The sequence below is a fragment of the Flavobacterium sp. genome, from assembly GCF_046073885.1.
Lineage (GTDB): Bacteria > Bacteroidota > Bacteroidia > Flavobacteriales > Flavobacteriaceae > Flavobacterium.
On sequence record NZ_JBJTND010000048.1, the window covers coordinates 89,891 to 104,237 of the forward strand.

General features: G+C 35.1%; 16 protein-coding genes. 6 read left to right on the top strand and 10 right to left on the bottom strand.

Annotation, left to right across the window (positions count from 1 at the left end; genetic code table 11):
- The first annotated feature begins 133 nt into the window (after positions 1–133).
- The 6 genes from ACKOWY_RS06650 to ACKOWY_RS06675 are packed head-to-tail and all read left to right on the top strand — an operon-like array spanning position 134 to position 5,955.
- A complete protein-coding gene (locus tag ACKOWY_RS06650) occupies positions 134–1,372 on the top strand; it encodes a stage 0 sporulation family protein (RefSeq protein WP_408940657.1) in 1,239 nt (412 codons plus the stop codon).
- Positions 1,356–1,844, top strand: a complete 489-nt coding sequence (locus ACKOWY_RS06655) for a gliding motility lipoprotein GldH (RefSeq protein ID WP_408940658.1) — start codon at positions 1,356–1,358, stop codon at positions 1,842–1,844. The genes ACKOWY_RS06650 and ACKOWY_RS06655 overlap by 17 nt, the downstream gene beginning before the upstream one ends.
- A gap of 2 nt (positions 1,845–1,846) precedes the next feature.
- Positions 1,847–4,159 (top strand): penicillin-binding protein 1A, encoded by a 2,313-nt coding sequence (locus ACKOWY_RS06660; protein WP_408940659.1) that lies wholly within the window; start codon positions 1,847–1,849, stop codon positions 4,157–4,159.
- A gap of 14 nt (positions 4,160–4,173) precedes the next feature.
- Positions 4,174–4,872 (top strand): CoA transferase subunit A, encoded by a 699-nt coding sequence (locus tag ACKOWY_RS06665; protein ID WP_408940660.1) that lies wholly within the window; start codon positions 4,174–4,176, stop codon positions 4,870–4,872.
- A gap of 31 nt (positions 4,873–4,903) precedes the next feature.
- Positions 4,904–5,257 carry a four helix bundle protein gene (locus ACKOWY_RS06670; protein ID WP_408940661.1) on the top strand — a complete coding sequence of 118 codons (354 nt, stop codon included), beginning with the start codon at positions 4,904–4,906 and terminating at the stop codon, positions 5,255–5,257.
- A gap of 38 nt (positions 5,258–5,295) precedes the next feature.
- Positions 5,296–5,955 (top strand): CoA transferase subunit B, encoded by a 660-nt coding sequence (locus ACKOWY_RS06675; protein WP_408940662.1) that lies wholly within the window; start codon positions 5,296–5,298, stop codon positions 5,953–5,955.
- Positions 5,956–5,968: 13 nt separating this feature from the next.
- Here the strand turns inward: ACKOWY_RS06675 and ACKOWY_RS06680 are convergent, their stop codons facing one another.
- From ACKOWY_RS06680 to ACKOWY_RS06725, 10 genes are all read right to left on the bottom strand, one after another.
- On the bottom strand, positions 5,969–6,355 hold the full coding sequence (locus ACKOWY_RS06680) for a hypothetical protein (protein WP_408940663.1): 387 nt from the start codon (positions 6,353–6,355) through the stop codon (positions 5,969–5,971).
- A 72-nt stretch (positions 6,356–6,427) separates the two neighbouring features.
- Positions 6,428–8,029 carry a fumarate hydratase gene (locus ACKOWY_RS06685; RefSeq protein ID WP_408940664.1) on the bottom strand — a complete coding sequence of 534 codons (1,602 nt, stop codon included), beginning with the start codon at positions 8,027–8,029 and terminating at the stop codon, positions 6,428–6,430.
- A gap of 98 nt (positions 8,030–8,127) precedes the next feature.
- Complete coding sequence (locus ACKOWY_RS06690) at positions 8,128–9,567, bottom strand: nucleoside recognition domain-containing protein (RefSeq protein WP_408940665.1); 1,440 nt, start codon at positions 9,565–9,567, stop codon at positions 8,128–8,130.
- A gap of 63 nt (positions 9,568–9,630) precedes the next feature.
- Positions 9,631–10,344, bottom strand: coding sequence for a 3'-5' exonuclease (locus ACKOWY_RS06695; RefSeq protein WP_408940666.1), 714 nt, complete (start codon positions 10,342–10,344; stop codon positions 9,631–9,633).
- A 322-nt stretch (positions 10,345–10,666) separates the two neighbouring features.
- A complete protein-coding gene (locus tag ACKOWY_RS06700; protein WP_408940667.1) occupies positions 10,667–11,140 on the bottom strand; it encodes a methylated-DNA--[protein]-cysteine S-methyltransferase in 474 nt (157 codons plus the stop codon).
- An 11-nt stretch (positions 11,141–11,151) separates the two neighbouring features.
- Positions 11,152–11,550 carry a c-type cytochrome gene (locus ACKOWY_RS06705; protein ID WP_408940668.1) on the bottom strand — a complete coding sequence of 133 codons (399 nt, stop codon included), beginning with the start codon at positions 11,548–11,550 and terminating at the stop codon, positions 11,152–11,154.
- A gap of 7 nt (positions 11,551–11,557) precedes the next feature.
- A complete protein-coding gene (gene hemB, locus ACKOWY_RS06710) occupies positions 11,558–12,562 on the bottom strand; it encodes a porphobilinogen synthase (RefSeq protein WP_408940669.1) in 1,005 nt (334 codons plus the stop codon).
- Complete coding sequence (locus ACKOWY_RS06715; RefSeq protein ID WP_408940670.1) at positions 12,526–12,939, bottom strand: four helix bundle protein; 414 nt, start codon at positions 12,937–12,939, stop codon at positions 12,526–12,528. The genes hemB and ACKOWY_RS06715 overlap by 37 nt, the downstream gene beginning before the upstream one ends.
- A 74-nt stretch (positions 12,940–13,013) precedes the next feature.
- Positions 13,014–13,967 carry an oxygen-dependent coproporphyrinogen oxidase gene (hemF, locus tag ACKOWY_RS06720; protein ID WP_408940671.1) on the bottom strand — a complete coding sequence of 318 codons (954 nt, stop codon included), beginning with the start codon at positions 13,965–13,967 and terminating at the stop codon, positions 13,014–13,016.
- A gap of 27 nt (positions 13,968–13,994) precedes the next feature.
- Positions 13,995–14,345, bottom strand: a complete 351-nt coding sequence (locus ACKOWY_RS06725) for a hypothetical protein (RefSeq protein ID WP_408940672.1) — start codon at positions 14,343–14,345, stop codon at positions 13,995–13,997.
- Positions 14,346–14,347 lie beyond the last annotated feature (2 nt).

Here is a 14,347-nt window from a genome sequence, read left to right on the forward strand (position 1 = left end):
AAATTCCGGAGGTTATTTTTATCCTCGGTTTTTGGAATTTTTTTATTGGAATATATTTTATAAAAATACTATCTTTACCAATTAATCGTTTTATGAACTTACATTGCTTTCTTAGCAATACTACTATATAATTATGGCATGTACAAGTTGTTCAACTTCAGATGGTGGCGCACCAAAGGGTTGTAAAAATAATGGAACTTGTGGCTCAGATAGCTGCAATAAATTAACCGTTTTCGATTGGCTTTCTAACATGAGTTTGCCCAATGGCGAAGCTCCTTTTGATTGCGTAGAAGTGCGTTTTAAAAACGGTCGAAAAGAATTTTATAGAAATACCGAAAAACTTACACTTAGCATTGGAGATATTGTTGCAACAGAAGCTTCCCCAGGTCATGATGTTGGAATTGTAACCTTAACAGGCGAATTGGTTAAAATTCAAATGAAGAAAAAAGGGGTGAATCATGCCAGTGCAGAAATTCCAAAAGTATACCGAAAAGCATCTCAAAAAGACATCGATATTTGGAGTGATGCGCGCGACAAAGAAGAAGCGATGAAGGTTAAAGCAAGAGAAATTGCTATTGCTTTAAAATTGCAAATGAAAATTTCTGATATCGAGTTTCAAGGAGATGGTTCGAAAGCAATTTTCTATTATACTGCCGAAGACCGAGTAGATTTTAGACAACTTATTAAAGAATTTGCGCAAGTTTTTAAGGCAAGAATTGAAATGAAGCAAGTTGGTTTTAGACAAGAAGCGTCGCGCCTTGGAGGAATTGGTTCTTGTGGTAGAGAACTGTGTTGCTCAACTTGGCTAACCGATTTTAGAAGTGTAAATACTTCTGCAGCACGATACCAACAATTGTCTTTAAACCCTCAAAAATTAGCCGGACAATGTGGAAAATTAAAATGTTGTTTGAATTATGAATTAGACACCTACTTGGATGCTCTTAAAGATTTTCCGGAATTTGAAACCAAATTACACACCGAAAAAGGAGATGCTATTTGTCAAAAGCAAGATATTTTTAAAGGTCTGATGTGGTTTGCCTACACCGATAATTTTTCGAGTTGGCATGTTCTAAAAATCGATCAGGTTAAAGAAATAATTGCTCAAAATAAAGAAAAGAAACGCGTTTCATCTTTAGAAGATTTTGCGATTGAAATTATTGCTGAGCCAGAGGCAAACTTTACCAATGCTATGGGTCAAGAAAGTTTAACTCGTTTTGATCAGCCAAAAAGAAATAAAAATAAATCAAAAAATAAATCGCATAATTCCAACTTCAAGCAAGGGCAAAACCAAAATCAAAATCCGAATCAAAACCCAAGACCAGAAGGTAAAAGACCTGCAATTATTATTAAAAAAAATGAAGATAAAAAGTAGCCTTCTATTTATTTTAATGGTGTTTTTTGTTATTTCTTGCGACAAAAAACTTGTTTTTGACGAGTACAAATCAGTAGGAAATTCATGGCACCAAGACAGTATTCTCACTTTTAATTTACCTAAATTAGAAAGTGAAAAAAAATACAATCTTTTTGTAAATGTTAGAGACAACAATGATTATCCTTTTGATAATTTATTTTTAATCGTTTCACTAGAACAACCCAACAAAAAGGTAGTAGTAGATACATTAGAATATAAAATGGCAAATCCTGATGGGACGCTAATGGGTGATGGATTTACCGATGTTAAAGAAAGCAAACTTTTTTACAAAGAAAATGTTCCTTTTAATCAAAAAGGGGAATATAAAGTTCACATTCAGCAAGCCGTAAGACAAACAGGAAAAATTGCTGGTGTAGAAAATTTAAAGGGAATTACAGAAATAGGTTTTAGAGTAGAATCTACAAATGAATAACTATGGCACTACAAAACAATAAAAAAAATACGCCTGTAAAAGACATTCAATATTACCAAAAGAAATTTTGGAAATTGTTTTTTTATAGCATTGGAGGAATTTTCTTATTCTTCTTATTTGCTTCTTGGGGATTATTTGGGAAAATGCCTTCTTTTGAAGATTTAGAGAATCCAAACTCCAATTTAGCAACTGAAATCATCTCTTCGGATGGGGTTACACTAGGAAAATTTTATAATGAAAATAGAACGGCAATAAAATACAAAGATTTACCAAAATCTCTTGTTGATGCCTTGGTTTCAACTGAAGACGAACGTTTTTACGAACACTCTGGTATAGATGCTCGAAGAACTTTTGGAGCTGCAGCTAAATTGGGTTCCAATGGAGGTGCTAGTACCATCACCCAACAGTTAGCAAAACTTTTATTTCACGGAGAAGGATCTAAATTTCTTCCTTTTCGTATGATTCAAAAAGCAAAAGAATGGATCATTGCGGTTCGATTAGAAAGACAATATACCAAAAATGAAATCATCGCTTTGTATTTTAATGAAGTCGATTTTGTGAATGGTGCTGTAGGTATTCGTTCTGCTGCCAAAGTATATTTCAATAAAGAACCTCGTGATTTAAATGTTGAGGAAAGTGCTTTATTAGTTGGAATGCTAACCAATCCATCGCTATTTAATCCGGTTCGTCGTCCAGAAAAAGCATTAAAAAGAAGAAATGTAGTTTTAGGACAATTGGTTAGAAACCACCATTTAGAAGAATCTGCCAAAAAGATATTAGAAAAAAAACCGATCGTTCTCGATTTTCATCCAGAAAGTCACTTGGATGGTACAGCAACCTATTTTAGAGAATATCTTAGAGATTTCATGAAGAATTGGGTTAAAGAAAATAAAAGACCAGATGGTGAAGAATACGATATTTATGGGGATGGTTTAAAAATTTATGTGACCTTAGATTCTAAAATTCAAGAACATGCAGAAGAGGCGGTTCAAGCTCACATGAAAAATTTACAAGAGGAGTTTTTTATCCAACAAAAAGAAAATAAAAATGCCCCTTTTGTTAATATTACCGAACAAGAAACTGATAAAATCATCAATCAAGCGATGAAAAATTCGGAAAGATGGCGAATACTAAAAGCAGAGGATAAAACCGATGAAGAAATTATTGCCTCTTTCAGCAGAAAAACAAAAATGACCGTTTTTACCTGGAAAGGCGACCGCGATACCATCATAACACCATTGGATTCTATTCGTTATTACAAACATTTCCTACAAGCTGGATTAATGTCGATGGAACCACAAACCGGGCAAATTAAAGCTTGGGTTGGAGGTATCAATTACAAATATTTCCAATACGATCACGTAGGCCAAGGTGCGCGTCAAGTAGGGTCTACTTTTAAACCTTTTGTTTATGCGACCGCTATTGAACAATTAGGAATGTCACCATGCGACACATTATTGGATGCTCCATTTATGATTCGTAAAGGACGTCACCACGTAACCGAAGATTGGGAGCCAAGAAATTCCGATCAAAAATACCGTGGAATGATGACTTTGAAACGTGCATTAGCAAACTCAGTAAATATCATTTCCGCTAAATTAATTGACAAAACAGGACCAGAAGCTGTAGTAGAATTAACTAAAAAATTAGGAGTTAGTTCCGAAATTCCGGTACAACCTTCTATAGCACTTGGAGCGGTAGATATTACTGTTCAAGACATGGTTGCTGCCTACAGCACATTTGCAAATCAAGGCGTTTATATAAAACCACAATTCATTTCTAGAATTGAAGATAAAAACGGAGCGGTGATTTTTGAACCTGTTCCAGAATCGCATGATGTATTGAGTAAAGATGTTTCATTTGCAGTAATAAAACTATTGGAAGGAGTTACCGAAGGTGGTTCGGGTGAACGTCTTAGAACAGAAAGTGGCGGAAGCGGAGATAACCGCTGGACCGGCTACCCATATGTATTTAAAAACCCTATTGCAGGTAAAACGGGAACTTCACAAAATCAATCGGACGGTTGGTTTATCGGAATGGTGCCTAATTTAGTAACTGGTGTTTGGGTTGGATGTGAAGACCGATCGGCGCATTTTAAAAGCATTACTTATGGACAAGGAGCAACAGCTGCCTTACCAATTTGGGGTTATTTTATGGAAAAATGTTATGAAGATCCAGATCTTTTAATTTCTAAAGATGAATTCCAAAGACCCGAAAATTTCTCAATAAAAGTGGATTGTTATTCCGCACCAAGAGAAACCGTAAAAGACTCTACCAATACCGAAGAACAAAATCCTGATGAATTTGGGCTTTAGTAAAATTTAGTGTTATGATAAACAAAAAAGTAAACTCCGTACAAGAAGCACTTCAAGGAATTGAAGATGATATGACGATCCTTTTAGGTGGATTTGGGCTGTGCGGAATCCCTGAAAATTCTATTGCAGAATTAGTAAAAAAAGGAACTAAAAATTTGACTTGTATTTCTAATAATGCGGGGGTTGATGATTTTGGTCTAGGCTTATTATTACAACAAAAGCAAGTCAAAAAAATGATTTCGTCTTATGTTGGTGAAAATGCCGAGTTTGAAAGACAGATGCTTTCTGGCGAATTGGATGTAGAACTTATTCCACAAGGAACATTAGCAGAAAGATGTCGCGCAGCACAAGCTGGTATTCCTGCATTTTTTACTCCTGCTGGCTTTGGAACTGAAGTAGCAGAAGGTAAAGAAACAAGAGAATTTAACGGAAAAATGCACGTAATGGAACACGCATTTAAAGCCGATTTCTCCATTGTAAAAGCATGGAAAGGTGACGAAGCAGGGAATTTAATTTTTAAAGGAACGGCAAGAAACTTCAACCCGTGTATGTGTGGCGCTGCCAAAATAACGATTGCCGAAGTAGAAGAATTTGTGCCTGCTGGAACTTTAGATCCAAACCAGGTTCACATTCCAGGAATATTAATTCAGCGTATTTTCCAAGGTGAAAAATTTGAAAAAAGAATTGAGCAACGTACTGTGAGACAGAAATAATTAGACAATTCTTTAATTTGAAAATTTGAAGATGAGAAATGATACAGATAATCTAATTGTAAAATTAACTTTTGAACTTGCTTTAGAAATAATAAGTTATTCGGAAGAAATTAGAAAATCAAATCGTTTCGAAATGGCTTCACAAATTTTCAGAAGTGGAACTTCGATAGGAGCGAATATAAGAGAGGCTCAAAACGCTGAAAGCAAAGCCGATTTTATTCATAAATTCAAAATTTCGGCAAAGGAAGCAGATGAATTATTTTTTTGGCTTGAATTATGTCAAAATTCAGAATTCTATCCAAACCCAAGTGCAGAACTGATAAATAAGTTAAAATCCATAAATTTGATAATTTCTAAAATAATATCTACATCAAAGAAAAATTAATTTTCAAATCATCAAATTTTCAAATCATCAAATTATAAATGGCATTAGATAAAAACGACATAGCAAAAAGAATAGCCAAAGAAGTAAAAGACGGCTATTATGTGAACTTAGGGATTGGAATTCCAACTTTGGTAGCCAACTATGTTCGAAACGATATTTCAGTAGAATTTCAAAGTGAAAACGGAGTTCTAGGAATGGGGCCATTCCCATTTGAAGGTGAAGAAGATGCCGATTTAATTAATGCAGGAAAACAAACAATTACCACGTTGCCTGGTGCTAGTTTTTTTGATTCTGCTTTTAGTTTCGGAATGATTCGTGGGCAACACGTAGATTTAACAATTCTTGGAGCAATGGAGGTTTCAGAAAATGGAGACATTGCCAACTGGAAAATTCCCGGAAAAATGGTAAAAGGGATGGGAGGCGCTATGGATTTGGTTGCTTCTGCAGATAATATTATCGTAGCTATGATGCACGTAAATAAAGCTGGTGAAAGCAAAATTCTAAAAAAATGTACCTTGCCCTTAACTGGAGTTGGTTGTGTGAAAAAAGTGGTAACGGAATTGGCTGTTCTAGAAATCACTCCTAAAGGCTTCAAACTGTTAGAGCGTGCTCCTGGAGTTTCTGTAGAACATATTATTGCTTCAACTGAAGCGGATTTGATTATTGAAGGCGAAATACCAGAGATGATAATCGATTAAAAAAATCCTTATTTTATTTATTAATTTCCAAAAAAGCGGTAGACGCATGCGTAAAACTTGGTGCTTGCTCATTTACACTTACTGCTCTTTTTTTGTTTAATTTATAGGTTAAATCCCTTTCGGTAGTGAATAAAATGGCACTTAAAAATGGGTTATTAATAAATGCTGCCAACCGGTTGAAAGCGGAATCAATTGTATGAATTTCAACTATTTCTTCTTTTTGAAATTTAAACTTCAATTCCAATTGTAAGTTGTTTTCTATTACAATTAAACGCACATATATATTCATTAACTCGGTATTTCCGATAGTTTTAGCTAAAGTTAATTTGGCAAAAGTCTCCTCTTTAATACTTGTTTTTACTTCCGAATAAAATTCCGAAAAAGAATCCTTAAAAGGCATAAGCGTTACGTTTAATTAAAAATAAAACCCACAAGGAAACCTTGTAGGTTTTATAAATTTTATTTTAGTGAATTATAAATTAGCAAAGAAATCATTCCCTTTATCATCGGTGATAATAAATGCTGGGAAATTTTTAACGGTGATTTTTCTTACAGCTTCCATTCCTAATTCTTCGAAATCTACTACCTCAACTTTCAAAATGTTGTCTTGTGCTAAAATAGCAGCAGGGCCTCCAATAGAACCTAAATAAAAACCACCATATTTTTGGCAAGCATCTTTAACCTCGTTAGTTCTATTTCCTTTAGCTAGCATTACCATACTTCCACCCGCTTTTTGAAATTCTTCTACATACACATCCATTCTTCCAGCGGTTGTTGGTCCAAAACTTCCAGATGGCATTCCGTCTGGTGTTTTTGCTGGACCAGCATAATAAATTGGATGATTTTTAAAATATTCGGGCATTGGTTTACCTGCATCTAAAAGCTCTTTGATCTTAGCATGTGCAATATCTCGAGCCACGATTAAGGTTCCGTTTAATATCAATCTGGTTTTAATTGGGTGCTTGGTTAATTCTGCTAAAATTTCCGGCATTGGTCTATTCAAATCTACCACAACCGCTTGTTCCATATGTGGTGGAATTTCTGGCAAAAATTGCTTCGGATTTACTTCCAATTGCTCTAAAAATATTCCGTCTTTGGTGATTTTTCCTTTAATGTTTCGATCGGCAGAACAAGAAACACCTAGTCCAACCGGACACGAAGCTGCGTGTCTTGGCAAACGAATTACACGCACATCATGAGCAAAATATTTACCTCCAAATTGGGCGCCAATAGAACTTTCTTGACATATTTTATGCACTCGCTTTTCCCATTCTAAATCACGAAAAGCCTGCCCCGACATGTTTCCTGTTGTTGGTAAATTATCAAAATATCCTGCAGATGCTTTTTTCACTGCTGCCAAGTTCGCTTCGGCAGAAGTGCCTCCAATTACTAAAGCCAAATGGTACGGCGGGCAAGCAGAAGTTCCTAAATCTTTGATTTTCTCGCGGATGAATTCATCCATCGATTTGTCATTTAATAACGATTTGGTTTTTTGGTACAAGAACGTTTTGTTCGCAGATCCACCTCCTTTTGCAAGGAATAAGAATTCGTAGGTGCTTCCTTTTTTTGAATAAATATCGATTTGTGCTGGAAGATTTGAACCCGAATTTTTTTCTTCAAACATCGAAATCGGGACGATTTGAGAATAACGAAGGTTTTTATTTTGATAGGTATTAAAAATTCCTTTAGATAAATACTCGGCATCATCGGCTCCCGTATATACATTTTCTCCTTTTTTGGCCATAACAATTGCCGTTCCGGTATCTTGACAAGAAGGCAATTCTCCTTTTACAGCAACCACGGCATTTTGCAATAAATTGTAGGCTACAAAGCGGTCGTTATCGGTGGCTTCAGGATCGTCTAATATATTTTTTAGCTTCTGCAAATGCGAAGTACGCAACATAAATGAAACCTCGTTCATGGCTTCTTGCGCTAGTAATTCCAGTCCTTTTGGATCTACCGTTAGAATTTCTCTATCGCCAAATTGTTCAGCTTTTACAAAGTCGGAAGTTAGTTTTTTGTATTGTGTATCGTCTTTTACTATCGGATACGGATCTTGATATATAAAGTCCATTTTGAAAAATATTTTTGATGTGTAAAGTTACGGAAAGTTGCGTGATTGCTACATTAAATTTTTGCTAAATTGATGTAGCTACTTTACAAGAAAAAATATTAAAAAAACCAACTAGCCACAAAAATAGCAGCAAATACACATATCAAATCCACCAAAAGCATTGTCCCAAGAGTATAGCGGGTGTTTTTAACGTTAATGCTGCCAAAGTAAACGGCAATTACATAAAAAGTAGTTTCAGCACTGCATTGAAAAATACAACTCAGCCTTCCAGTGAAAGAATCGGGGTGGAATGTTTTCATTGCATCAATCATAAATCCACGAGAACCTCCTGAGCTAAATGGGCGCAACATGGCAACAGGCAACGAATTGGTTATGTCTTTACTAACTCCAATATTCGAAAACATAAAAGAAATTCCGTTGCTTATAATTTCAAATAAACCACTATTTCTAAAAAAAGAAATCGCCACCATCATCCCTAAAACATAAGGAAATATTTTAACTCCTGTTTGCAAACCATTATTGGCTCCAGTTACAAAAGCATCAAAAACAGTAGTGTCTTTAGCAGCAAATTTTTTCTCATTAACAAATGAAAAAATCAAAGTAAAAGCAATAATTGAAATCAACATCAACCCAGAAAGATTGGAAGTGAAAAAGTTTTTACCAATAATATCCAATCGATTAATGTAAAATAACAAACCTGCAATTGCAGCAATCAAGGTGATCAAGGCAAGAACTAAAGAAGCACTTTTGAAATTAATTCTTTGTCGAATACCAACAATCAAGAAAGCAGCAATTGTCCCAATGAAAGAAGTAATGATACAAGGCAACATTACATCGGCAGGGTTTGCGGCATGTTCTGCTGCACGATATCCAATAATGGATGTTGGGATTAAAGTAAGACCGGCTGCATGCAAACACAAAAACATGATTTGTGCATCACTGGCTTTGTCTTTATCTGTATTGAGCTCTTGTAAACTCTGCATGGCCTTTAAACCAAATGGTGTCGCGGCAGAATCTAACCCTAGAAAATTGGCAGCAAAATTTAAGGTCATGTACGAAATAGACTCGTGGTTTTTTGGCACTGAAGGAAATATTTTGGTGAAAACCGGACTTAATTTTTTGGCTAATTTTTCGGAAGCTCCAGAGTCTATAAGCAATTGCATTAATCCGCAAAAGAAAGCCAAATAGGCGATTAAAGGGATTATTGTATCCAATAATGTGCTCTTACAAGTTGGCAAAAGTCCATCTGCTTTTTGTTTTCCACTAAAAATTTTTATCGTTCCGCTTTTGTAAACATATGTAGTATCGGCATTTAAAGTGTCCCTATTGATTACCATAGTTTTTTCGGGTGCTTTGGCAATGCTGTCTTTGATAAAAGCAGGTACTTGATTGATGTATTTTTCTGAAATTAATATAGCATCGTCTTTTTGACCATTCAAAATAAAATCGGTGGTGTAGCTGTTTCCAGTAAAAAAACTGAAAACCACAAATGCGATTGATGAAATAAAAATAGCAAGCCAAAATCTACTTAAAACCATAATCTGTTTTTTTGTAAAAGTAATAAAAAGACCGAAATAGGAAATATCCTACCCAATTAATAATTACACATGAATTATCTCGTCTTCGATTAACAATTCTTCTTTTCTAAATCTCAGAAATACTTGGGCAACCGCAATCACATCTTTTTCACAATAGGTTATAATTCGGTCGATGTCTTTTTCTACATAAAAAACATGCCCCACTTGGCTGCCGTCAATATCGCCTTTAGGAGAAGGGATTCCCAATATTTTCGTAAGTAATTTTAAGGAAGTAAAGTGTTTGTAATCGCCAAATTTCCACAATTCTAAGGTGTCTAAATGTGGAATCTCCCAGGGTTTTTTGCCAAACAAATTCAGTTTACTCGGAATAGATATTTGGTTGATGATCATTCTTCGTGCGATAAATGGAAAGTCAAATTCTTTAGCATTATGTCCGCAAAGAATATGCTGAGGCCCATTAAAATGGTTGTTTAGTAAATTATTAAAGTCTACTAATATCTTTTTTTCTTCGCCAAAAAAGGAAGTCACTCTAAAGTTTCTAATGTCGCCTTTGGTGATGAAATACCCTACCGAAATACACACAATTTTCCCGAATTCTGCCCAAATTCCAGCACGATCATAAAAATCTTCAGCCGTGAATTCTTCTTTTCGTTGGTATTGCGTTTTGTGTTCCCAAAGTGATTTCATCTCATCATCCAAAGAATTGAAATGTTCTTCTTGCGGCACGGTTTCTATGTCAAGAAATAAAATGTTATTAAGGTTGATTTTTTCAATCATAATTTAGACTTCTTAGATTACTTAGATTTTTAGACGTTTTAGATTTCTTGGATTTTAATACCTTTTGCTTTTATAAAATAATCCAATTGTCAGTTCGAACGCAGTCGAAAACTATTATAAACTATCAACTTTATGCTGTCTAGATCGATGCTAAGACTCGATGTGACAAAAAACAATTAGACCATAATGAACTTATAAATGGTAAAACTACTCGAAATACGTACTTTCAAGAATCTAAGATAGTTTAATTTTGTAGATTAATCTAAAATAATCTACAAATTCTAAGTAATCTAAGAAAGTCTAAAAATCTAAGAATTCGAGCCTAAAATAAACTTTGTTGCTTTGTTGGGTTTTCAAGATCCAAGAGCCACTTTTTTCTCCCTAAACCGCCGGCATAACCTGTTAATGAACCGTCAGTACCTATAACTCTGTGGCACGGAATTACAATCCAAAGTGGGTTTTTACCATTGGCTGCAGCCACGGCGCGGATGGCTTTTACATCGCCTATTTTTTTAGACAATTCCATATAGGATAAGGTTTTCCCAAATGGAATATTTAGTAACTCATACCAAACACTTCGCTGAAAATCGGTGCCTTTTGGATTTATTTTCAAATCGAAATGGGTTCGTTTTCCTTCAAAATATTCTTGCAATTGAATAACTGCTTGTTCTAATTCTTTAGGTACAAAATTAGAAACTTCACCTTCATCCAAAATACTAATTTCGGAAATGCCAATTGCATCACCAACTATTTTGGCAATTCCTAAAGGACATTTGAAATAAGTAAGTTGTGACATTGCTGGCGTGATTATTTCCCTTGACTGAAAATATATTGCTCTAGAGCTTGTCTTTCTTCATCGGTGAAATTTTTGGTAAGTTCAAAATTAATTTTCATCACCTCATATTGTGCCGGATCAATTACGGGTTCTTCAGTGCCCTCTAAAAAAGTAGCAATACTAATTTTTTTCTCTTTATAAATTTTGGCAATTTCTTGAATACTTGGTCCAACTAATTTCACATCCAATTTGTGACATGCAATACATGTCCCCTTACCTTCAAAAATTTCTTTGCCTTTTACAGCTAATGGAAAGGTACCAGATTTCTTAGTCGTTGCTTTTCCCTTGTTTTGATCTTCATTTTTTCCGCCACAATTCACAGTAAAACTGAGTAGAAAAACATAAAATAAGGCCTTTTCTATTGATTTCATTTTCTGATTATTTATTTAGAATAATAGCTGCTTCTTTTGCAAAATAAGTCGAAATCAAACTTGCTCCTGCGCGCTTGATACACATTAATTGTTCCATCATGATTTTATCATGATCCAACCATCCTCTTTCGGAAGCGGCTTTGATCATGGCATATTCTCCCGAAACATGAAAAACCGTTACCGGAACATTCACTGCATTTTTAACTTCTCGAACAATATCCAAATAGGCAATTCCGGGTTTAACCATAACCATATCGGCACCTTCTTCTACATCCATTAGCGCTTCTTTGATGGCTTCAATGCGGTTGGCATAATCCATTTGGTATGTTTTTTTATCTTTTGGTACTTCGACAGGCTCAGCATCAACCTCTTTTGGCGCGCTATCTAAGGCATCACGAAAAGGTCCGTAAAATGCCGAAGCATACTTGGCCGAATAACTCATAATCCCCACATATGGAAATCCTGCAGCATCCAAACCTTGGCGTAAACGCAAAACACGTCCGTCCATCATGTCGCTAGGGGCAACAAAATCAGCTCCGGCTTGTGCGTGAGAAACGGCCATTTTTACTAAAGCTTCGTTGGTAGCATCGTTAGCAACATCACCGTTTTCAATTATTCCGTCATGACCATAAATAGAATACGGATCCAAAGCCACATCGGGCATAACAATCATTTCGGGACAGGCAGATTTTATGGCTTTAATAGCGCGTTGCATCAACCCATTAGGGTTCCATGCTTCTTTTCCGGTGTTGTCTTTAAGTGATTCATCTACTTTTACATAAATGTTGACCGCGCGAATTCCTAAAGCAAATAATTCTTTAACCTCAGCAACCGTTAAGTCTATCGAACGACGGTAAATTCCGGGCATGGATGGAATTTCTACTTTGTAATTTTCGCCTTCGGCAATGAACATTGGAAACATAAAATCACTCGGACTTAAAGTGGTTTCACGAACCAAACTTCGTATAGATTCATTTACGCGTAATCTTCTACCTCTTTGTAATTGGAACATATTTTTTTAGCTTTATAGCATTCAGCTTTATTTAACTTTATTATTAATCCGTTTAGCATTTTTTTTATTTCTTCTATTTGAAACAATAGCTTTTGACCACTTTCATTTTCAATAAAATTCAAGTCAATACTCAACAATATTTGATATTCTAATTCGTTTGCTGAACCAAATGCAATATACAGAAATCTACAAAAATCTTTATCTGAATTTCTACCACAGCCTTCAGCTATATTCATCGGAATTGAACTAGAAGCTCTTTTAATTTGACTTGTCAATCCGAAAATTTCATCTTTAGGGAATAAGCTTGTAACCTTGTAAATTGCTAGGGTTAAAGCATGTGATTTTTCCCAAACTAAAAATTTCTTATAATCTCTCATGTTTTTAAGCTTTCAGCTATTAGCATTATCCTGTTTTCTTCAATTAATTTAGCTAACCGCTAATGGCTGACAGCTTATAGCCAATCTACTGGTTTTTCTAATACTTTGATTAATTTTTCTTCTTCGCTTCCGGCAACGGGATGGTGGTCATAATGCCATTGCACATGTGGCGGCAAACTCATCAAAATACTTTCAATTCTTCCGTTGGTTTTTAGTCCGAAAAGGGTGCCTTTATCGTGCACTAAATTGAATTCGACATAACGCCCTCTGCGGATTTCTTGCCAGGTTCTTTGTTCTGGAGTATATGGTAAATTCTTTCTTTTTTCTACAATGGGAACATAAGCTTCTAGAAAACTATTGCCCACTTCGGTGACAAAATTATACCAATCTTCCATAGACATTTTTCTGTCAGTTTGATTCGCCAATTCGCTATCGCTCGTGTATTTGCAATAATCAAAAAACAATCCGCCAATGCCTCTCGCTTCATTTCTATGTGCGTTCCAAAAATAGTCATCACATTGTTTTTTGAATTTTGGATAAAACTCTGGATTGTGTTTGTCGCAAGCCGTTTTACACGTTTGATGAAAATGAATGGCATCTTCTTCAAATAAATAATACGGCGTTAAATCTTGTCCGCCACCAAACCACGAATTTATTACTTTCCGTGAGCCTGTGCTGAGCTCTGTCGAAGTATCGTACATTTCAAAATAACGCCAATTGGCATGAACCGTAGGCGCCATTGGGTTTTTAGGATGAATCACCAAACTCAATCCACACGCAAAAAAATCGGCTTCACCCACATTGAATAATTTTTGCATCGAATCCGGTAATTTCCCGTGAACGGCCGAAATATTTACCCCTCCTTTTTCAAAAACTTGGCCGTTTTCAATGACACGTGTTCTTCCGCCACCTCCTTCTGGTCTGTCCCATAGGTCTTCACGAAATTGGGCACCGCCATCAATCTCTTCTAGTTTAGAAGTGATTTGGTCTTGGAGGTTTAGTATGTATTGGTAGAATTTATCTTTCATTTTTTAGCATTAACTTAATTTATTGCTTTATTCTTTGAATCTCCAATATCTACCTACACCATCTTTATTACTAATAATTAAAGTATCATTATTAAAAGAAACTTTACCCTCATATATGTAATCTGGATAGTAAATTTTTATTAAGTCCCCAATTAAAGAATATTTATAATTTGCAAAATCCTCAACATAATAAATGGTTTTACTGTCAATTTTAAAATCCGCATTTATCGAACCTTTTTGCGTCCAAATTCCAATAATTTTTTTTCTTAAAGGGTTGCTTGCAATTGATTTGTGTTTTGTTTTAGAAACAATATTTTGACTATAGCAATTGAATGATATTAAAAACCCAATAAACATCAATAAATTTTTTATCATCATTA

Excerpts from the sequence above, each read along its gene's own strand:
- ACKOWY_RS06715 (WP_408940670.1), bottom strand. The coding sequence starts at position 12,939 with ATGAGAGATTATAAGAAATTTTTAGTTTGGGAAAAATCACATGCTTTA.
- hemF (WP_408940671.1), bottom strand. The coding sequence starts at position 13,967 with ATGAAAGATAAATTCTACCAATACATACTAAACCTCCAAGACCAAATC.
- ACKOWY_RS06675 (WP_408940662.1), top strand. The coding sequence starts at position 5,296 with ATGGCATTAGATAAAAACGACATAGCAAAAAGAATAGCCAAAGAAGTA.
- ACKOWY_RS06660 (WP_408940659.1), top strand. The coding sequence starts at position 1,847 with ATGGCACTACAAAACAATAAAAAAAATACGCCTGTAAAAGACATTCAA.
- ACKOWY_RS06650 (WP_408940657.1), top strand. The coding sequence starts at position 134 with ATGGCATGTACAAGTTGTTCAACTTCAGATGGTGGCGCACCAAAGGGT.
- ACKOWY_RS06705 (WP_408940668.1), bottom strand. The coding sequence starts at position 11,550 with ATGAAATCAATAGAAAAGGCCTTATTTTATGTTTTTCTACTCAGTTTT.
- ACKOWY_RS06670 (WP_408940661.1), top strand. The coding sequence starts at position 4,904 with ATGAGAAATGATACAGATAATCTAATTGTAAAATTAACTTTTGAACTT.
- ACKOWY_RS06725 (WP_408940672.1), bottom strand. The coding sequence starts at position 14,345 with ATGATGATAAAAAATTTATTGATGTTTATTGGGTTTTTAATATCATTC.
- ACKOWY_RS06685 (WP_408940664.1), bottom strand. The coding sequence starts at position 8,029 with ATGGACTTTATATATCAAGATCCGTATCCGATAGTAAAAGACGATACA.
- ACKOWY_RS06665 (WP_408940660.1), top strand. The coding sequence starts at position 4,174 with ATGATAAACAAAAAAGTAAACTCCGTACAAGAAGCACTTCAAGGAATT.
- ACKOWY_RS06690 (WP_408940665.1), bottom strand. The coding sequence starts at position 9,567 with ATGGTTTTAAGTAGATTTTGGCTTGCTATTTTTATTTCATCAATCGCA.
- hemB (WP_408940669.1), bottom strand. The coding sequence starts at position 12,562 with ATGTTCCAATTACAAAGAGGTAGAAGATTACGCGTAAATGAATCTATA.
- ACKOWY_RS06680 (WP_408940663.1), bottom strand. The coding sequence starts at position 6,355 with ATGCCTTTTAAGGATTCTTTTTCGGAATTTTATTCGGAAGTAAAAACA.
- ACKOWY_RS06700 (WP_408940667.1), bottom strand. The coding sequence starts at position 11,140 with ATGTCACAACTTACTTATTTCAAATGTCCTTTAGGAATTGCCAAAATA.
- ACKOWY_RS06655 (WP_408940658.1), top strand. The coding sequence starts at position 1,356 with ATGAAGATAAAAAGTAGCCTTCTATTTATTTTAATGGTGTTTTTTGTT.
- ACKOWY_RS06695 (WP_408940666.1), bottom strand. The coding sequence starts at position 10,344 with ATGATTGAAAAAATCAACCTTAATAACATTTTATTTCTTGACATAGAA.